The 18,141-nt window shown below is 72.1% G+C and carries 16 protein-coding genes; 12 read left to right on the top strand and 4 right to left on the bottom strand.

From position 1 onward, the window contains the following. Window positions 1-10: 10 nt before the first annotated feature. Genes Q5425_RS05815 through Q5425_RS05800 form a run of 4 tightly spaced genes read left to right on the top strand, consistent with a single transcriptional unit; the run spans window position 11 to window position 7,566 of the window. Complete coding sequence (locus Q5425_RS05815) at window positions 11-1,483, top strand: hypothetical protein (RefSeq protein ID WP_308671050.1); 1,473 nt, start codon at window positions 11-13, stop codon at window positions 1,481-1,483. Further along, a complete protein-coding gene (locus Q5425_RS05810; RefSeq protein ID WP_308671049.1) occupies window positions 1,483-2,283 on the top strand; it encodes a hypothetical protein in 801 nt (266 codons plus the stop codon). Before Q5425_RS05815 ends, Q5425_RS05810 begins: the two co-directional genes overlap by 1 nt. 11 nt (window positions 2,284-2,294) lie before the next feature. After that, entirely contained in the window at window positions 2,295-6,743 is a 4,449-nt protein-coding gene (locus Q5425_RS05805; protein WP_308671048.1) for a hypothetical protein, read from the top strand. Window positions 6,744-6,780: 37 nt separating this feature from the next. Next, a complete protein-coding gene (locus Q5425_RS05800) occupies window positions 6,781-7,566 on the top strand; it encodes a TIGR03620 family F420-dependent LLM class oxidoreductase (protein WP_308671047.1) in 786 nt (261 codons plus the stop codon). Here the strand turns inward: Q5425_RS05800 and Q5425_RS05795 are convergent. Then, complete coding sequence (locus tag Q5425_RS05795; protein WP_308671046.1) at window positions 7,563-8,045, bottom strand: nuclear transport factor 2 family protein; 483 nt, start codon at window positions 8,043-8,045, stop codon at window positions 7,563-7,565. The genes Q5425_RS05800 and Q5425_RS05795 overlap by 4 nt on opposite strands. 37 nt (window positions 8,046-8,082) lie before the next feature. On the opposite strand from Q5425_RS05795, the gene Q5425_RS05790 reads away from it, so the two are divergent. Further along, the gene (locus tag Q5425_RS05790) at window positions 8,083-8,427 is read left to right on the top strand and encodes a helix-turn-helix domain-containing protein (protein WP_308671045.1); all 345 of its coding nucleotides are present in this window, start codon (window positions 8,083-8,085) and stop codon (window positions 8,425-8,427) included. On the opposite strand, the gene Q5425_RS05785 is transcribed toward Q5425_RS05790, so the two are convergent. Then, window positions 8,408-9,052, bottom strand: a complete 645-nt coding sequence (locus Q5425_RS05785) for a LysE family translocator (RefSeq protein WP_308671044.1) — start codon at window positions 9,050-9,052, stop codon at window positions 8,408-8,410. The two genes, Q5425_RS05790 and Q5425_RS05785, sit on opposite strands and share 20 nt — an antisense overlap. A 71-nt stretch (window positions 9,053-9,123) precedes the next feature. Here Q5425_RS05785 and Q5425_RS05780 point away from each other — a divergent pair, with 71 nt between their 5' ends. The 6 genes from Q5425_RS05780 to Q5425_RS05755 all read left to right on the top strand — a co-directional run bounded on the left by Q5425_RS05780 (window position 9,124) and on the right by Q5425_RS05755 (window position 14,630). Next, window positions 9,124-10,305, top strand: coding sequence for a winged helix DNA-binding domain-containing protein (locus Q5425_RS05780; protein ID WP_308671043.1), 1,182 nt, complete (start codon window positions 9,124-9,126; stop codon window positions 10,303-10,305). Between the two features lie 480 nt (window positions 10,306-10,785). Further along, complete coding sequence (gene gap / locus Q5425_RS05775; protein WP_308671042.1) at window positions 10,786-11,790, top strand: type I glyceraldehyde-3-phosphate dehydrogenase; 1,005 nt, start codon at window positions 10,786-10,788, stop codon at window positions 11,788-11,790. A 5-nt stretch (window positions 11,791-11,795) separates the two neighbouring features. Continuing rightward, window positions 11,796-13,034 carry a phosphoglycerate kinase gene (locus Q5425_RS05770; protein WP_308671041.1) on the top strand — a complete coding sequence of 413 codons (1,239 nt, stop codon included), beginning with the start codon at window positions 11,796-11,798 and terminating at the stop codon, window positions 13,032-13,034. Continuing rightward, the gene (gene tpiA, locus Q5425_RS05765; RefSeq protein WP_308671040.1) at window positions 13,034-13,819 is read left to right on the top strand and encodes a triose-phosphate isomerase; all 786 of its coding nucleotides are present in this window, start codon (window positions 13,034-13,036) and stop codon (window positions 13,817-13,819) included. Before Q5425_RS05770 ends, tpiA begins: the two co-directional genes overlap by 1 nt. 127 nt (window positions 13,820-13,946) lie before the next feature. Beyond that, window positions 13,947-14,177 carry a preprotein translocase subunit SecG gene (secG, locus tag Q5425_RS05760; RefSeq protein ID WP_003071471.1) on the top strand — a complete coding sequence of 77 codons (231 nt, stop codon included), beginning with the start codon at window positions 13,947-13,949 and terminating at the stop codon, window positions 14,175-14,177. A gap of 108 nt (window positions 14,178-14,285) precedes the next feature. Then, window positions 14,286-14,630, top strand: coding sequence for an RNA polymerase-binding protein RbpA (locus tag Q5425_RS05755; RefSeq protein ID WP_308671039.1), 345 nt, complete (start codon window positions 14,286-14,288; stop codon window positions 14,628-14,630). A 267-nt stretch (window positions 14,631-14,897) separates the two neighbouring features. Here Q5425_RS05755 and Q5425_RS05750 read toward each other — a convergent pair whose 3' ends face one another. Together Q5425_RS05750 and Q5425_RS05745 are read right to left on the bottom strand one after the other, a co-directional pair. Then, window positions 14,898-16,097 carry a histidine kinase gene (locus Q5425_RS05750; RefSeq protein WP_308671038.1) on the bottom strand — a complete coding sequence of 400 codons (1,200 nt, stop codon included), beginning with the start codon at window positions 16,095-16,097 and terminating at the stop codon, window positions 14,898-14,900. 290 nt (window positions 16,098-16,387) lie between these two features. Further along, a complete protein-coding gene (locus tag Q5425_RS05745; RefSeq protein WP_308671037.1) occupies window positions 16,388-17,488 on the bottom strand; it encodes an NAD(P)/FAD-dependent oxidoreductase in 1,101 nt (366 codons plus the stop codon). A gap of 70 nt (window positions 17,489-17,558) precedes the next feature. Between Q5425_RS05745 and Q5425_RS05740 the strand changes: the two genes are divergently transcribed. Continuing rightward, the gene (locus tag Q5425_RS05740) at window positions 17,559-18,119 is read left to right on the top strand and encodes a helix-turn-helix domain-containing protein (protein WP_308671036.1); all 561 of its coding nucleotides are present in this window, start codon (window positions 17,559-17,561) and stop codon (window positions 18,117-18,119) included. Window positions 18,120-18,141: the final 22 nt, after the last annotated feature.

Genomic DNA, 18,141 nt, shown 5'->3' with positions numbered 1-18,141 from the left:
CTGGCCTGCTGTGCGAGACGACACCGGGGCAACGGGACTGGCCGACGAGGGGCTGACGCGCCGCCTCAAGGCGCTGGCCTGCACCGCGCCGCTGCACGACCTGGACGCGCGGAAGGCGAAGCTCGACTGGGCCGACGCCACGATCTACCAGATGGCCGAGATCGCGCTGCACACGATCGACCAGGTCACCATCGCGATGGACTTCGACACCGGCGCCGGTCACGACGAGGTCATCGACCGGCTGCTGCCGTTCATCGCCCAGCAGGCGCCGTCGCGGATGCCCGAAGAGCACGTCCGCGTGGCCAAGTGGGTCCTCGACAACCTCATCAACGTCGGCACCACCGACCGCGGCTTCCGGCGCGTCTACGGCTCGATCGGCCCCGGCGGCTACCAGCGGCGCCAGTTCGACTTCAAGCTGCTCGTCGAGCTGGCCGCCCCGGACGGCGAGGTCTACCTGCGCGCCACCGACGAGGCCATCAACGTGCTCGTCGGCGCCCTCGACACCGACGTCGAGTCGGCCCAGATCGCCGCCGAGGTCAAGCTCGAGAACCTGATCAACCGCGGCCGGCTGGCCGACGCGAAGCTCGCCGCCGAGCAGGCCCGCTACCGGACCGTCCAGTACGGCGAAACGCTGCGCGCGAAGCTCGACGCGACCCGCCGCGACGTCCGTTCGGTCGACTGGGAGCGCGAAGTCCCGGAACTGCTGGACAGCGCGCTGAGCCACATCGAAGCCCGGTTCCGCGCCGAGAACGCCATCCTCAAGAACATCACCACCGCCCGCGACGACACCGAGGACCTCGACCGCAAACGCCGGGCCGCCGAGCTCGTCGACATCGTCGGCGACTGCATCCGCCGCCACACCCGCCTGCAGTCCCGGCTGGCCGACGCGGGTGCGGTGTTCCGCGCCGAGCAGGACCGCCAGCAGTTCTCCGGCCCGCCCCAGCGCGCCACCCTCGACCTGTTCGGCCAGCTCCTCGTCCCGACGCTCGGGCTGCCGCTGGCCGACGCCGTCGCCCCGGCCGAGCACTTCTTCCACGCCGTCGCGGGCATCTCCGCGCCGGTCGTCCCGTCGCTGTCGTCGCTGGTCTCGCTGCTGCTGCGGCCCGCACCCGAGCGGGACCACCTGGTCGGGGAAATCCCCGAGCCGGAGCTCATGCCCGCGGAAACAACCGATCGCTTCGGCGACGACGTCTGGCGCGCGGCCGACGAGCTCCTCGACCTCCCCGAAGTGCCTCGCCGGCTGTCGGGCCTGCTCGAAGAGGCCCGCCGCAGCCGCCAGCCCGGCCTCGCCGCCCTGGTCGCGCTGCGCGCTGTCCACGCCTACAGTCCCGGGGTCGGTGCGGCCCGCCGCCAAGGCGACCGGCAGGTGCTGCTCGCCGTCGACGACGGCACGCTCCTGGACGACCCGGAGTTCGGCGGCGCCGACCTGCTCCTGTCCACCGCCGCCGTAGAGCGGGCCGACGAAGAAGAGGAAGTCGCGTAATGGCGCTGTCCCACAGCAGCGTGGACGCCGAAGCCGCGGCCCGCCTGGTCGCCTTCGGCATGCGGCCGAAGCAGCTGCCGGCCCGCGACGTCGTGTACGGCGACCTCGTCCGCCGCTACAACGAAGACAACGCGTTCAAGGCCCTCACCCACGCCGTCGCCGCCGGGCTCGGTCTCATGGTCCTCGAGGTCAACCAGCAGGCCGGCGCGGTCCTCGCGGCTACCGACGAGTCCGTGTTCGAGATCAAGATGGACTCCTACGCCCGCCAGGCCAAGATCCGCGAGCGCCGCGAGACCGAGAAGGTGCTGCACGGCCTGATCCACCTCGCCACCGCGGCGCTGGGCTACCCGCGCCCCGACGACCTCGCCAACGACACCTACATCGGCCGCGTCAGCGTCGAGCAGGTCGACGCGATGGTCCGCGAAGCCGCCCGGATGCTCGACGAACGCGCCGCGGCGGCCGAGGCCAACAACGACCCCCTGGCCGACGCGCTCGAGCTCGAACAGGCCTGGCGCGCCTACGCCCGCCGTCCCGCCGCGGCCGCCACCAAGGACGGCCGCCTCGCCGCCGACACCACCCGCGGCATGGTCAGCCGCGCCCTGCGGTTCCTCGCCGACCAGGGCTTCCTGGTCCCGGTGAGCGACGAACAGGGCGGCACCTACCGGACCACGCCGCGCTACCAGATCCAGGTCCGCGAACTCGCCGCCGACACCGCCTTCGACGACTTGCTCGCGCTCGACGTCGTGGCCGTCGCCACCGCCGGGGGCACGCTGCGCGCGGCGGCGTCCGACACGCTTTAAGAGGGGATTCGATGTACGAGCTTTCGCGGGTCCGCCTGCATTCGGTGGGCCCCGCGGGTGCCCGCTACCAGGACGTCGTGCTCGACTTCAGCGGCGTCGGCGCCAAGATCACCGCGCCCCAGCAGGACGCCCTGTTCAGCGCCGGCATCCACGCGACCGGGCCGGCCGAGCTGCGGCGCCCGTCCCCGGCGAGCGTGCTGTTCCTCGAGAACGGCGGCGGCAAGTCCGTGCTCATCAAGCTGATCTTCTCGGTCATGCTGCCCGGCCGCCGCCAGGTCGTCGGGACCACCAGCACCAAGGTGCTCGAGAAGTTCGTCGCGGCCAAGGACGTCTCGCACGTCGTGCTGGAGTGGCTGCACGTCGAGAGCGGGCACCGGATCATCACCGGGAAGGTCTCCGAATGGCGCGGGCACGTCGTGTCCGCCGACTCCGAAAACCTCGTCGACTCCTGGTACTGCTTCCGCCCGACCGCCGCGCTGGGGCTCGATTCCCTGCCGGTGACCCAGGACGGCCGGCTGCTCACCATGTCCGGCTTCCACGACAAGCTCACCGCGGCCCAGCTGGCCGAGCCCGAGCTGGAACTGTCCTGGACCCGCCGCCACCACGAGTGGACCGGCCGCTTGGACGGTCTGGGCCTCGACACGGAGCTGTTCCGGTACCAGCGCGCGATGAACGCGGGCGAAGGCGAGGCGGCGGACGCGTTCGCCTTCGGCACCGACGACGCGTTCGTCGAATTCCTGCTGCGCGCGGTCATTTCCGAGGACGAGCCGAAGGACCTCGCCGAGGTCGTCGCGACCTACGCGCACAACCTGGCGCAGCGCGGGGATCTGCTCTCCGAACGCGACTTCGTCGCGGGCGCCCTCGACCTGCTGGGGCCGCTGGCCGCCGAAGAAGGTGTCGCCGCGCAGTCGCGGAAGATAGCTGGATCGGCGAAAGCCGACATGGCCGAGCTGGCCGGCCGCGTCGTCGCCCGCAACGAACTCGAGAACGCGCGGCTGTCCGGGCTCGAAGACCACGTCAGCGAGGTCAAGTCCGCGGAGAAGCTCGCCGAGGGCGACCACCGGCGGCTCGCCGCGGCCGTCACGGAACTGCGCCGCCTGGTCGCGGTGCTGCGGCTGGACGAGGCCCAGGAGGCCCGCAAACGCGTCGACGCCGAACTCGCTTCGGCGAAAACCGAAGCGGAGGCCTGGCGCGAGACGGCGACGGTCCTCAACCAGCTGAACGCGGCGCGCAAGGCGAAGGACCTGCGCGAGCTCGTCGGCAGCCGCGAAGAGAAGGCGCGTCCGGCGTTGCAGGCGCGCAATGACGCCGCTTCGGCGCTCGCACGCGGGTTGCACGCCTTGGCCCAGGACGCCCAGCGGCAGGCCGACAAGGCCGAGGCGCACGCGGGCGCGCTGCGCGCCGAAGCCGAGAAGGCGCAGACCGAGCGGGACGAGGCCGCCAACCTCGCGGCCGCCCGGCGGGCCGAAGCACGCGGGCTGACCACGCGGATCACCGAGCTGCGCGAGGAGGTCCAGAACGCCGTCCGCGCCGGGCTGCTGCCCTCGGGCGCCGACGTCGCCGAGGCTTCTCGCGCGGCCCGTAGCGCCGCCGAGGCGGCCACCGCCGAACTCGCGCGGCGGGAGCAGGAACTCGACCGCATCGGCGCGGATCTCCAGGCCGCGCAACGGGCGGTGAACGAGGCGCACCAGCTCGCGGGCACCACCCAGGACCGCCTGGAACGCGCCACCGAGGACCTCGGCCGTGCGCACCGCCGGACCGACGCCCTCGCGGCCGAAAGCCGGCTGGTCGAGCTGCTCGGCGCGGACGACGTCGCCCTGGAAAGCGACCTCCCGGTGCTGCTGGAGCGGCTGCGCGAAGCGAGCGCGGCCGTCGAGAAGGAGCAGACCGCGCTGCGGATGGAGGAGTCCGCCGACGAGCGGGCCCTGGCCGCGCTGGGCTCCGGCGGGCTGCTGCCGCCACCGCAGGACGTCCAGGCCGCCCTGGACGCGCTGGAGGAAGCCGGGATCACCGCGTGGTCCGGCTGGCGCTATCTGTCCAAACTGGACGCTCCGCGGCGGGCCGAGGTGCTGGAAAACCTGCCACAGCTGGTTTCCGGCGTCCTGCTCAACGACGCCGCGCACACCGACCGCGCTCGCGAAGTGCTGACGAAGCGGCGGTTGCTGCCGTCCGCGACCATCGCCGTCGGCACCACCGAAGCGCTGCTGGCCGAAGCGGCCGCCGCGCCGGGCGTCGAGTTCCTCGTGCCGCCGAACCCCGCGATGTACGACGAAGAAGCCGCCGACGCCGAGCGGGAAGCCGTGGCGCGGCGGCACACCGAGCGGCAGCGGCGCCTCGAAGCCCTGTCCGCCAAACTGTCCGCGGACGGCGCGTTGACGTGGAAGCTCACGACGTGGCGCGAGGACTACCCGCCCGGCGCCATCGCGACCCTGGCCGAGCAGGCCCAGGCGGCCCGGACCGCGCGGGAGACCGCACGCACGGCGCTGGAGCAGGCCGACGCGGAATTCGCGCGGCTGAGCGAGAAGTCGGCGTCCCTGCGCGAGCGCGTCCCGGAGCTGCGGGCGGCCGCGGCCGAAGCCGAGGAGAAGGCCCGGCGGCTGGGCGAGCTGGGCGTTCGCAGTGCCCGGATCGCCCAGTGGACCGAAGAGGCCGAGCGCGCGACCGAGATCGCCGAGCGCGCCGACCTGCAGGCGTCCGACGCGGCGGGCAAGGCCGCGCGGCTGCGCGAGCAGGCGGGGGAGGAGCAGCGCACCGCCGACGGCCACCGCCGGACCGCGACCACCGCGCGCGCCGAGCTGGCCGAGGTCCCGGGCGCGGCCGAAGCGGCCGCGGGCCCGGTGCCCGCCGAGCCCGTCGACGCGCTGCGCCGGACCTACCTGTCGGCGTCCGAGTCGTACGCGAAGGTCGAGGTCGGCAGCGACCTGCGGGCCGAGCTGGAGCAGGCCGAATCCGCCGAAGCGGCCGCCGGGTCGGCCGTCGAATCCCTGGACGAGGCCGTCCGGGCCCGCGCGGCCGAGCTGCTCGAGACACCCGACGGCTCCGACGCGTCGGCGCGGGCGGCCGCACTGGCCCGCGCCCGCCGTGTCGTCGACGGCCTGGAGGACGAGCGCACCGAAGCGATCGGGCTCGTTTCGACGCGGCGCGCCGAACTGGACGCGCTGCCGCTGCAGAACGGCGTCAACGGCGAGAAGCCGCGGGACATCGAGCACGGCCTGGAGCTGATCGACGCGGCCGGGCTGGAGGCGTCCGCGGCCGCGCGGAAGTGGGAAGAGCTGCAGGAACGCCGGGCCGCGGCGGAAGCGACGCTGGAGTCGGCCCGCAGCTCGGCGTCGGGCTTCTCGCTGCTCGCCGAATCGCTGGCGCACCTGGTGACCGACACGGATGCGGCCGCTTACGACGGCGACGTCGACACGGCCCGCGCCCAGCACGCCCGGCTGAACGCGACCTTCACCGAAGCCCAGGAAGCCGCCGACGCGGGCGACCGGCGGGTGCGGGCGGCCGCCGACCAGCTCGCGCAGTACGCGACGGAGAAGCGGTTCGAGAAGCTGAGCACGCCGGTGCGGCAGCAGGTCATCTCCGTCAAGCGCGACCAGCTGCCCGCGCACGCCGCCGAGTGGGCGGAGGCGCTGCGGCCCCGGCTGCGCTCGCTGACCGACGACCTCGCCCAGATCGACCGGCACCGCGGCGGCATCATCACCCGCCTGCAGGGCATGGTCGACGGCGCGCTCCGGACGTTGCGCTCGGCCCAGCGCGTTTCCCGGCTGCCGGACGGCCTCGGCGACTGGTCCGGGCAGGAGTTCCTCCGCATCCGCTTCACCGAGCTGGAGGACAACGACCTCACCGAGAAGCTCGGCGAGGTCGTCGACGAAGCCGCCGTCGGCAAGACCGCGGACGGCCGGGACGTCAAGCGCGACGGGCTTTCCCTGGTGCTGCGCGGAGTCCGGGCGGCGGCGCCGAAGGGCTTCCGGGTCGACATGCTCAAGCCGGACTCGGTGCTGCGCACCGAACGCCAGCGCGTCTCGGAAATCCGCGACGTGTTCTCGGGCGGCCAGCAGCTGACCGCGGCGATCATCCTGTACTGCACGCTGGCCGCGTTGCGGGCCAACAACCGCGGCAAGGCCCGCAACCGGCACTCGGGCGTGCTGTTCCTCGACAACCCGATCGGCCGCGCCTCCGCCGGGTACCTGCTGGAGCTGCAGCGGGCGGTGGCCGAGGCGCTGGGTGTGCAGCTGATCTACACGACGGGCCTGTTCGACGCGGGCGCGCTGTCGGAGTTCCCGCTCATCGTGCGGCTGCGCAACGACGCCGACCTGCGGGCGGGCCGGAAGTACCTGTCGGTGGACGCGACGATCCGCACCTCACTGGAGGACCTGGGCGAGCCGGACGGCGTCGCCCGGTTGTCGGCAACCCGGATGTTCACCCGGACCGCCGATTCCGCCGAGGACGAACAACCGGCCTGAGGGGAACAACACGGCCTCGTCCGGGGTTGCCGGGCACATGACAATACTGGGGCCGCTGGGGGCCACGCACACCGCACTGGACACCGATCCGGCCGTGGCGGCCGAGCTCGAAGAGCTGGGCTTCGACACGCTCTGGCTGGCCGGGGGGCAGGGGAACAACCTGCCGCGGATCACCGAGGTGGTCCGCGGCACTTCGCGGATCCAGGTGGCGAGCGGGATCCTGTCGGTGGACCGGGTGCCGCCGGCCGCCGTGGCTTCGGCGTACGCGGAACTGCCGGCCGGCCGGTTCGTCGTCGGCCTCGGCGGGGCGCACGGCGCGCGTCCGCTGGCCACGCTCGGCGACTACCTCGACGAGATCGAGGACACCGTGCCGCCGTCCGCGCGGATCCTGTCGGCGCTCGGGCCGCGGATGCTCGAGCTGGCGCGCGATCGCGCGTCGGGCGCGTACCCGTACCTGGTGACGACGGACTACGTCGCGTCGGCGCGGGAGATCCTGGGCGCGGACCGGCAGCTCGCGGTCCTGCTCAGCGTGGTCGCGGGAACCGATCAGGCCGAGGTGCGCGAGGTCGTGCGCGGCGGCTCGCTGGGTTTCCTGGCCGGGATGCCGGGCTACGCGGCCAATTTCCGCCGGATGGGTTTCACCGATGCGGACATCGCGGACCGGTCGGACCGGCTGGTCGACGGCCTCACCGTGTGGGGCGACTTCGACGCCGTCGCCGCGCGGCTGCGGGAGTACCGGGCCGCGGGCGCCGACCAGGTGGTCGTCCCGCTCGACGGCCTGCCCCGCGAGTGGTGGCCGGAGCTGGTGACGGCGCTGGCCTAACCGCGGATCGCCCGCTGGTACGCGGCGAGGGCTTCGGCGTCGTCGATGCTGCCGTGGTGGTGGACCTGCACCCACCGGCCCGCCTCGTAGGCGAAGAACCGCGTCGTGCGGATGGTCAGGGGAACGGTTTCGGTCACGCGGTACTCGCCGGTCTCGCGCCCGGCGAACACCGCGTGGCCGTCGCCGGAGTACTCGACGATGTCGCCCAGCGTCACGGTGACCCGGGCCGGGCCGTGGAAGACCCGGTCGTACAGCTCGGTGATCGCTTCGCCGCCGCGGAGGATGCCGCCGAGCGGGTTGTTCAGCTGGGCCAGGGGATCGCCCGTCCAGACCCGGCGGAACACGTCGAGGTCGCGCTGGTTGAAGGCGTAGTAGAACGACTCGAGGGCGGCGAGGGCGCCTTCGCGGCCGGGCCGGGTGGCCTCGTCCAGCCGGTTGCGCGAGCCGGGGCCGAAAGTGGTGTCGAGGAGTCGGGGCACGATTGCTCCTAGAGTGTGTTCGACGGAGGTCGACCGGATGAGTGTACGACAATCATCGAACACTGCGCGAGCGCGCGGGCTGACCCACGCGCGCCCGGCGGAAGTTCCGCTGCAGGACGCACTGGCCGCGGTCGCCGACCCGGTGCGCCGCAGCATCCTGCGCGAGCTGGCGGCCGTGCCGGAGTGGACGAAGGCGTGCGGCACGTTCGACCTGCCGGTGACGAAGGCGACCCGCAGCCACCACTTCGCGGTGCTGCGCGCGGCCGGGCTGATCGAACAGCGCGACGAGGGCCCGCGGCGGCTGAACCGCTTGCGGCGCCCCGAATTCGACGCCGTTTTCCCGGGCCTGCTCGACCTGGTGCTCAGTCACCCCGGCCCGTGAAGGCCAGGGTGGTGCCCAGCCCGATCATCACCAGGCCGCCGGTGCCGCCGACCGCTTCGAGGCGCTTCGGCGAGCGGGCGAACCACGCGCGGGCGGTGCCGGCGACCAGCGCCCACGCGCTGTCGGTGGCCAGCGCGATCGCCGGCAGGCACAGCCCGAGGACCAGCATCTGGGCGGGCACGGACCCGGCGGCGGGGTCGACGAACTGCGGCAGCAGCGCCGCCAGGAACACGATCGACTTCGGATTCGCGAACCCGACGACGAAACCGTCGCGCAGCACGGCCCGCACCCGGCCCGGTGTGGCGCGCACCTTCGCGGTCATCGCGTCGGTCAGCTTCCGCCGGTGGCGCACGGCCTGGATCCCCAGGTAGACCAGGTAGATCGCGCCGGCGACCTTGATCGTGGTGAACACCGCCGCGGACGTCGTCACCAGCGAGCCGAGGCCGAACGCGACCGCGACGACCTGCGTGTACACGCCCGCGGAGTTGCCGACGACGGTGAGCAGCGCGTCGCGCCGCCCGACGGTGAGCGCGCGGCTGATCGTGAACAGCACGCTCGGCCCGGGGACCACGACCATGAGGAACGTCAGCGCGGCGAAGGCCGCCAAGTGCGCACCGGAGACCATCTCGCGAGGCTATCGCCGGTCGCGGCGCAGGACCAGGCGTTTCTGTCGGTGCCGGGTGGTAGGAAAAGCGGGTGCCTCCGAAGATCAGCACCGAGCAGCGCCGGGCCCGCCTCGCCGTCCGGCACCACCTGGCCGCGCCCGCGGCCACGGTGGCGGACGCCGTCGCCGGGGTCGTCGCGCTGCACGCCACCGACCCGGCGACCGTCCACCTGTCCGCGTCCGCCCGCCTCGCCGGGCCGGCGGTGGCTTCGGTGGAGCAGGCGCTCTACGAGGACCGGACGTTGCTGCGGCTGCTGGGCATGCGGCGCACGGTGTTCGTCACGGGCCTGGAGACGGCGGCCCTCGTGCAAGCCGGCTGCGCGGCGGACATCGTCGTCAAGCAGCGGAAACTGCTCGAACAGCACCTCGGTAAGCAGGGGCACCCGGAGAACGTGCCGGAGCCGGGGAAGTGGCTGGCCGACGTCGAGGCGTCGGTGGAGGCGGCGCTGCGGGCCCGCGGTTCGGCGACGGCGCAGCAGCTGAGCGAAGACGAGCCCCGCCTGCGCCAGCAGCTCCTGATGGCGGCGGGCAAGCCGTACGAAGCGATCGGCAACGTGACGAGCCGCGTGCTGTTCCTGCTGGCGGCGGGCGGCCGGATCGCCCGCGGCCGTCCCCGGGGCAGCTGGCTCAGCAGCCAGTACGTCTGGCACCCCCTGGACGAGTGGGTACCGGGCGGCCTGCCCCCGTGGGACCCGGACGAGGCCCGGGCGGAGCTGGCGCGGCGGTGGCTGCGCGCGTACGGCCCGGCCCCGGCGTCCGACCTCCGGTGGTGGACGGGCTGGACGGCGGGCCAGACGAAGAAGGCACTGGCGGCGCTGTCCCCGGCGGAGGTGGACCTCGACGGCTCGCCCGCGGTGGTCTTGGCGGACGATCTGGCTCCGCTGCCCGAGCCCCCGCCGTGGGTGGCGTTCCTGCCGGCCCTGGACCCGACGCCGATGGGCTGGCAGGACCGGGAGTGGTTCCTGGGGCCGCACCGCGCGGCCCTGTTGGACCGCAGCGGCAACATCGGCCCGACGGTGTGGGCGTCCGGGCGGGTGGTGGGCGGATGGGCCCAGCGGTCCTCGGGCGAGATCGCGTACCGCCTGCTGGAGGACGTGGGCGTCGAGACCGGCGCGAGGGTGGCGGCGGAGGCGGAGAAGTGCGCGGCGTGGTTCGGGGAGGTGCGGGCGGTGCCGCGGTTCCGCACGCCGCTGGAGCGGGAGCTGGCCGGGTGAACCGCTGTGGGTGCCTGGCGTGGCGAAGCGCGATTCCGCCGCCCGCCTGCCGCCCTGCCCGCCGGGCCCGCCCGGCCCGCCGGGCCGGCGGGCCGAGGTGTCGCTGGATCGGTCGAGTCACCGACCTCACGTCCGCGGTCGAGCCGCGGCGAAGCTTCTTCCACGCCGCCTTCCACGGCCTCGGAACGCCCCGTCGGCTGAATCGATCGAGTCGCCCCTCGTCCTCGGCGTCGTGCAGCCGGGCACACCCGGCACGATCAGCCGGAACCGGTCCCAGCCGGTCCTGCGCCGCACCCCGGCCGCCGACCCCGCAAAACCCCCGCGGAACGCCCCGGCTTCTTAATCGATTCTTGACCCGTTCGCCAAGTGGTGGAAGTCTCGTCAGGGCAGTCAGGGACGCGCATGCCCGCACGCTAGGGTGACCGCGAGCCCGCAAGTCACGGCCGGGGGTCCCGGCCGATCCTCAGAGGAGTGGCAGCAGTGACCGTTCGCGTAGGTGTCAACGGCTTCGGCCGCATCGGCCGCAACTTCTTCCGCGCCGTGCAGGCCAGCGGCCACGACATCGAGGTCGTCGCCTTCAACGACCTCGGCGACGTCGCCACCATGGCCCACCTGCTGAAGTACGACTCCATCCTGGGCCGGTTCCCGGGTGAGGTCAGCGTCAGCGACGAGGGCATCGTCGTCGACGGCAAGACCATCAAGGCCCTCGCCGAGCGCGACCCGGCCAACCTGCCCTGGGGCGACCTGGGCGTGGACGTCGTCGTCGAGTCGACCGGCTTCTTCACCAACGCCGACGCCGCCAAGGCGCACATCGCCGGCGGCGCCAAGAAGGTCATCATCTCCGCGCCCGCCAAGGGTGAGGACCTGACCATCGTCCTCGGCGTCAACGACGACAAGTACGACGGCTCGCAGGTCATCATCTCCAACGCCTCCTGCACCACCAACTGCCTCGGCCCGCTGGCCAAGGTGCTGCACGACGCGTTCGGCATCGAGCAGGGCCTGATGACCACCGTGCACGCCTACACGCAGGACCAGAACCTGCAGGACGCGCCGCACAAGGACCTCCGCCGCGCCCGCGCCGCCGCGCTGAGCGTCGTCCCGACCTCCACCGGTGCCGCCAAGGCCATCGGCCTCGTGCTGCCGGAGCTGCAGGGCAAGCTGGACGGTTACGCGCTGCGCGTCCCGGTCCCGACCGGCTCGGCCACCGACCTCACCGTGACCCTGACCAAGGCCGCCACGGTCGAGGAGATCAACGCCGCCTACAAGGCCGCCGCCGAGGGCCCCCTCGCCGGCATCCTGCGCTACAACGAAGACCCGATCGTGTCGGCCGACATCGTCACCGACCCGGCGTCCTGCATCTACGACGCGCCGCTGACCAAGGTCATCGGCAACCAGGTCAAGGTCGTCGGCTGGTACGACAACGAGTGGGGCTACTCCAACCGCCTCGCCGACCTGGTCAAGCTCGTCGGTACGAAGATCTCCTGAACCCGATGAGCGTCAAGAACCTCGAAGACCTGCTCAGCGAGGACAGTGCTGGTGTCCAGGGCCGCTACGTGCTGGTGCGCAGCGACCTGAACGTCCCGCTCGACGGGGACCGCATCACCGACGACGGCCGGGTCCGCGCCGCGCTGCCGACGATCAAGAAGCTCGCCGACGCGGGCGCGAAGGTCGTCGTCACCGCGCACCTCGGCCGCCCGAAGGGCGAGCCGGACGCGAAGTACACCCTCGCGCCCGTCGCCAAGCGGCTGTCCGAGCTGCTCGGCGCCGAGGTCGCGCTGGCCGGTGACCTGGTCGGCGAGTCCGCGAAGGCGCTGACGGCCGGCCTCGCCGACGGCGGTGTCGTCCTGCTGGAGAACGTGCGCTTCGACGCGCGTGAGACCAGCAAGGACGCCGTGGACCGCTCCGAACTGGCCGCCGAGCTGGGCGCGCTCGTCCCGGGCGGCGCGTTCGTCTCCGACGGCTTCGGCGTCGTCCACCGCAAGCAGGCCTCGGTCTACGAGGTCGCTTCGGTGCTCCCGGCGTACGCCGGCGGCCTGGTGCTGGCCGAGCTGGACGTGCTGAAGAAGCTCACCGACGACGTCAAGCGGCCGTACGTGGTCGTGCTCGGCGGCGCGAAGGTGTCCGACAAGCTCGGCGTCATCGCGAACCTGCTGACCAAGGTCGACCGGCTGCTGATCGGCGGCGGGATGGCGTACACCTTCCTCAAGGCCCAGGGCCACGAGGTCGGCAACTCGCTGCTGCAGGCCGACCAGCTCGACCAGGTGAAGGGCTTCCTCGCCGAGGCCGAGAAGCGCGGCGTCGAACTGGTGCTGCCGGTGGACGTCCTGGCCGCGACGGGGTTCGCGGCCGACGCCGAGCACGAGGTCGTCGCGGCCACCGCGATCCCGGCCGACCGCGAGGGCCTCGACATCGGCCCGGCGACCCGCGAGCTGTTCGCGAGCAAGCTGGCCGACGCCAAGACCGTGTTCTGGAACGGCCCGATGGGCGTGTTCGAGTTCGAGGCGTTCTCGGGCGGCACCCGTGCCGTGGCCGAGGCGCTGGTCAAGAGCGACGCGTTCACCGTGGTCGGCGGCGGCGACTCGGCCGCCGCGGTGCGGCAGCTGGGCCTGCCCGAGGACGGCTTCTCGCACATCTCCACCGGTGGCGGTGCCTCGCTGGAGTACCTCGAAGGCAAGGAACTGCCGGGCGTCTCTGCCTTGGAAAAGGTCGCCCTGGAGGAGAAGAACTAGTGGCACGCAAGCCGTTCATCGCCGGCAACTGGAAGATGAACCAGAACCACCTCGAGGCGATCGCGCTGGTGCAGAAGATCGCCTTCGCGCTGCCGGAGAAGTACTACGCGAAGGTCGACGTGGCGGTGCTGCCGCCGTTCACCGACATCCGCAGCGTGCAGACCCTGGTCGACGGCGACAAGCTGTCGCTCACCTACGGCGCGCAGGACATCTCGCCGCACGACTCCGGCGCCTACACCGGTGACATCTCCGGCCTGATGCTGGCCAAGCTGGGCTGCAAGTTCGTCGCGGTCGGGCACTCGGAGCGGCGCGAGTACCACGCCGAGACCGACGAACTGGTCAACAAGAAGGTCAAGGCCGCGCTCAAGCACGGCATCACGCCGATCCTCTGCATCGGGGAGAAGCTCGAGGTCCGCGAGGCCGGCGAGCACATCCACCACACCACGACGCAGCTGATCGACGGCCTGAAGGGCCTCAAGGCCGAGCAGGTCAAGGACGTGGTGATCGCGTACGAGCCGGTTTGGGCGATCGGCACCGGCAAGGTCGCGTCGTCGTCGGACGCCGAAGAGGTCTGCAAGGCCATCCGCGCCACCCTCCAGGAGAAGTACGGCGACGAGGTCGCTTCGTCCGTCCGGGTGCTCTACGGGGGATCGGTGAAGTCGGGCAACATCAGCGAGCTGGTGGGCCGGGAGAACATCGACGGTGCCCTGGTCGGCGGAGCGAGCCTGGACGGTGAAGAGTTCACGAAACTCTGCGCACTCGCCGCGGGCGGGCCGCTGCCCTGATCGAGGCCACGACCGGGTAGCCTGTGTATCCGGTCCGTCACACAGCAGTGGACGAGTCCAGGGGTACGGTGGTGGTCGGAAACGACCATGCCGTACCCCTGCATTCTCCTAGAGCCCAGAGGATGACATGAAGCTGTTCCTGCAAATCCTGTTGATCGTCTCCAGCGTCCTGCTGGTGGTCGCTGTGCTGCTGCACCGTGGCCGGGGCGGTGGCCTGTCGTCGCTGTTCGGCGGCGGGATGCAGTCGAGCCTGGCCGGGTCGAGCGTGGCCGAGAAGAACCTCGACCGGATCACCCTGCTGCTGGGCGCGGTCTGGCTGATCAGCATCGTGGGCCTGGGTCTGCTGCTCAAGGTGTGAGGCGTCCGGCGTTCCGTCGTCGAGCCGAGACCGGGTCGAGGCGGCGGGGCGCAGTGATTCGGCGTGCCTATTGGGGGGCGCGCCGCCGATTCCTAGGTGTGAGGGTTCATGGTTGGCGGTAACGCGATTCGGGGCACCCGGGTGGGTGCCGGTCCTACGGGCGAATCGGAACGGGGAGAGTCGGCGCCGCGACGCCGCATCTCCTACTGGTGTGCCAACGGGCACGAGGCACGGCCGTCGTTCTCGCTCGACGCGGAAATCCCCGACGAGTGGGACTGCCCCCGCTGCGGGCTCCCCGGCGGGCAGGACGAAAAGAACCCACCGGCCGCGCCGCGGACCGAGCCGTACAAGACGCACTTGGCCTACGTGAAGGAGCGGCGCAGCGACGCCGACGGCGAGGCCATCCTGGCGGAGGCGCTCGCCCGCCTGCGCAAGCGCCGGGAAATCCTCTAACCGTTCCACCCGAAAAGCCACCCCGAGGGCAGCAGACCCCTCGAGGTGGCTTTCCGCGCGCTCAAGCAGGCCTCACGCGTGACTGGCGGGGCATCACGCGTGATCAGCGGGGCATCACGCGTGACTGGATAGGCATCATCGCGATGCCCGCTCAATCACGCGAGATGCCTCCTGAGACACGGGTGATGCCCGTCCAATCACGCGAGATGCCCCTGGGGACACGGGTGATGCCCGCCGGATCACACGTCCTGCAGACCGGGCCGGCGGTCAGCGGTCCAGGGGGTAGCGTGCCCGGACCCGGAAGCCGCCGTCCTCCGTGCCCGAGGTCTCGAAGCTTCCGCCCAGCAGGCGGGCCCGCTCGGCCAGGCCCGTCAGGCCGTGGCCGCCCGAAGGCAGACCCTCCGTCGGCCGGTTGGCCCGTTCGTTGCGGACCTCGATCTTGAGTGCGCCGTGCTCACCCTGGATGCGGATGGTCGCCGTCGCACCCGGGGCGTGCTTGTGGACGTTCGTCAGGCACTCCTGCACCGTCCGGTAGGCGGCCGCCGAGACCTGGTTGGGCAGCGCCTCCGGCAGGTGCTCCACGGTCAGGTGCACCGGGACCTCGGACGTGCGGATCAGCCGGTCGAGCTCGTTGATGCCCGGCCGCGGGCCGTCGTCGTCCGAACCGGCGCGCAGCACGCTGACCAGCGACCGCAGCTCCTCCAGGGTCCGCTTCGACAACGTGCGGATGACCTGCGCGGTCTCCAGCGCCCGGTCGTCGGTGGTCTGGGCCTGCAGCGCGCCGGCCTGCATGGCGATCAGCGTGATCTGGTGGGAGACGACGTCGTGCATCTCGCGGGCCAGCCGGGCGCGTTCCTCGGCGCGGACGGCGTCGGCGTGGAAGCGGCGCTCACGGTCGCGGCTCGTGGCCAGCTCGGCGAGCTTGTTCGAAACCTCGGTCCGCGCCCCGACGAGCAGGCCGATCGCGATCGGCATGCCGGCGACCAGCACGCCGTAAATGCCGTCGAGGATGTGTTCGCGCCAGCTCAGCTGGGCGAAGTCCTCGAGCGGCCACTGCACGAACCGGCAGGTCCACACCAGCGCGGCCCCGACCCAGACCTGCCAGTGCAGCTGACGGCGGGTGGCGAGCATGCCGAGCGTGATCATCGACGCGAGCTGGGCCCAGCCGGCCAGGAAGCCGGGGACCGCGACGAGCACGGCGAGGAACGGGAACTTCCGCCGGAACACCACCGCGAGGCAGGCCGCGCCGGACAGGTAGATGGAGTACGGCTGGGCCTTCTCCGGAATGACCAGCCAGACGTCGAGCACGGCCAGGATGACCGCGGCCGCCTCGATGGCGAACGTGACCACAGCGGGGCGGGGCACCGAGCCGAAGAGGCTCAGGCCGCGCTTGCGCACCCGCTCGGCGGCCGACGGCCCCGAGCCGGCGATCGAGATGCCTGGAATCGAGAGTCCCTCTGTACTCATCGCTGGCGACCCCATTCGTCTTGTGGACTTGTTGGTGAGAGGCGCTCAGGGCCCGATCGGGACGCGCAGCGGCAGACAAATGTGCGGATGCTAACGAGGTCGCGTACGGAGACGGTTAGTTTCACCCGCAGTCGATGCTCCGGCGTCCGGATTCCGTAATTGGCTGGGCCGTCCGGGGCAGAGCCGGCGAGAAGTGCTACCCAGGGTGGGGGTGCTGTTTCTCAACGTGTGCCAAGACGACCACATCGTGGGAATCATGTTACCCACGTGTGGTCGTCCGGCGGTAGTTCTCAGGCGGCCATGGATCCGAGGTCGTCGCTCAGCAGGTCGTGCAGGCCCGAGGCGCACGCCTTCGCGGTCTCGATCGACCGCGGCAGCATCCCCGCTTCGTACGCCCGGACCGCTTCCCCGACGCTCGGCGCCGTGGCCAGCGCGGTCGCCAGCTCGGTGCCGTCCAGCATGGCGAGGTTCGCGCCGACACCGAGCGGCGGCATCAGGTGCGCGGCGTCGCCGAGCAGCGTGAGCCCGGGCGTGGTCGTCCAGGCGTGCGGCACCGGCAGGACGTGCAGCGGCCGGTGCGCGAACCCGCCGTCGAGGTCCCGCAGGTACGCGAGCAGATCCGGGTGCCAGCCGGCGTAGCGCTCGAGCAGGCTCGCCCGCACGGCGCCCGTGTCGGCGAAGTCGAGGCCGGCGGCCCAGTCCTCGGGGGCGTAGAAGGTCGCGTAGCAGCGGATGTGGCCGCTGCTGGTGCGCTGGGCGACAAGCGCCTTCCCGTCGACCTTCGTCATCATCGTGCCCTGGCCGGTCCGCGCGGCCAGCGCCGGATGACGGCGGTCGGCCTCGTCCAGGCCGAACTCCACGAAGGTGACCCCGCTGTACTCGGGCCGGACGCCGGTGAGGGCGCGCCGGACGCGGGACCACGCGCCGTCCGCGCCGACGACCAGCTCGAAGTCCTGAGCTCGGCCATCGGCGAACGTCAGCCGGGCGCCGTCGCCGGTCGCGGTGACGTCGGCGACCGGGTGTCCCCACCGGACGGTGCCGGGGGCGAGGGAGTCCAGCAGGATCCCGCGGAGCTGGCCGCGGTCGATTTCGGGCCGGAAGTCGCCCTCGGGCAGCTCGTCGATGACCACCTCGGCCGTGTGCGGGTCGAGGGCGCGCATCTGCTGGCCCTCCGGGCGGGCCAAGGTGCGGAACCGGTCGTGCAGCCGCGCGGTGCGGAGGGCGACCTGGCCGGTGTCGCCGTGCATGTCGAGCGTTCCGCCCTGCGGCCGGGCGTCGGCGGCCGGTTCCTGTTCGAAGACGGTGACGTCGAGGCCGTGGAGCTGCAGGACGCGGGCGCAGGCGAGGCCGCCGAGCCCGGCGCCGGCGATCGCGATACGAGAAGAAGTCATGTCACTACGAAAGCAGAGTGACTCAAAAGATGCAATGACTTAACTTTTGTAGTGAGTTAGACTTCAGTGCATGACCGAAGTGATCGGACGCCGCGAGCGCAAGAAGGCGCAGACCCGCAAGGCACTGGCCGACGCCGCGCTCGAGCTGTTCCTCGACCGCGGCTACGACCAGGTCAGCGTGAAGGAGATCGCGGACGCCGCCGACGTCTCGGTGACGACGTTGTTCAAGTACTTCCCGAGCAAGGAAGCCCTGGTGTTCGACCAGGACGAGGACATCGAGGCGGCGCTCGTCGGCGCGGTGCACGGCCGGCCGCCGGGCTGCACGGTCGTGGAGGCGCTGCGCGAGCACCTCCTGCGCCTGTCCGTGAGCGCGCCCAGCGACGAGTTCCTGCACCTGATCGAGAGCGAGCCGGCGCTGCGCGACTACGCGCGGCGGATGTGGATGCGCCACGAGACAGCGCTGGCCCGCGCGATCGCCGAGGAGAGCGCAGCCCCGGAGGGCGACGTGGCGTGCGCGGCCTTGGCCCGCTTCACGCTGGCGTCGCGCGAGCTGATCCTGGCCGACAGCCAGCCCCGCCGGGCCGCGGAGGAGATCTTCGCCCGCCTGGAGCGCGGCTGGCGAACCGAGTGACGCCGATGCGTGTCCGGTCCCG

The organism is Amycolatopsis sp. A133, from assembly GCF_031082405.1.
Classification (GTDB): domain Bacteria; phylum Actinomycetota; class Actinomycetes; order Mycobacteriales; family Pseudonocardiaceae; genus Amycolatopsis.
Note: the sequence above shows the minus strand (reverse complement) of the source record. Positions and strands in the feature narration are given on the sequence as shown.

Coding starts and splice junctions, on each gene's coding strand:
- Q5425_RS05745 (WP_308671037.1), bottom strand. CDS start 17,488: ATGACTTCTTCTCGTATCGCGATCGCCGGCGCCGGGCTCGGCGGCCTC.
- Q5425_RS05750 (WP_308671038.1), bottom strand. CDS start 16,097: ATGAGTACAGAGGGACTCTCGATTCCAGGCATCTCGATCGCCGGCTCG.
- Q5425_RS05800 (WP_308671047.1), top strand. CDS start 6,781: ATGACAATACTGGGGCCGCTGGGGGCCACGCACACCGCACTGGACACC.
- Q5425_RS05740 (WP_308671036.1), top strand. CDS start 17,559: ATGACCGAAGTGATCGGACGCCGCGAGCGCAAGAAGGCGCAGACCCGC.
- Q5425_RS05785 (WP_308671044.1), bottom strand. CDS start 9,052: ATGGTCTCCGGTGCGCACTTGGCGGCCTTCGCCGCGCTGACGTTCCTC.
- Q5425_RS05805 (WP_308671048.1), top strand. CDS start 2,295: ATGTACGAGCTTTCGCGGGTCCGCCTGCATTCGGTGGGCCCCGCGGGT.
- Q5425_RS05755 (WP_308671039.1), top strand. CDS start 14,286: ATGGTTGGCGGTAACGCGATTCGGGGCACCCGGGTGGGTGCCGGTCCT.
- Q5425_RS05770 (WP_308671041.1), top strand. CDS start 11,796: ATGAGCGTCAAGAACCTCGAAGACCTGCTCAGCGAGGACAGTGCTGGT.
- Q5425_RS05810 (WP_308671049.1), top strand. CDS start 1,483: ATGGCGCTGTCCCACAGCAGCGTGGACGCCGAAGCCGCGGCCCGCCTG.
- secG (WP_003071471.1), top strand. CDS start 13,947: ATGAAGCTGTTCCTGCAAATCCTGTTGATCGTCTCCAGCGTCCTGCTG.
- Q5425_RS05790 (WP_308671045.1), top strand. CDS start 8,083: ATGAGTGTACGACAATCATCGAACACTGCGCGAGCGCGCGGGCTGACC.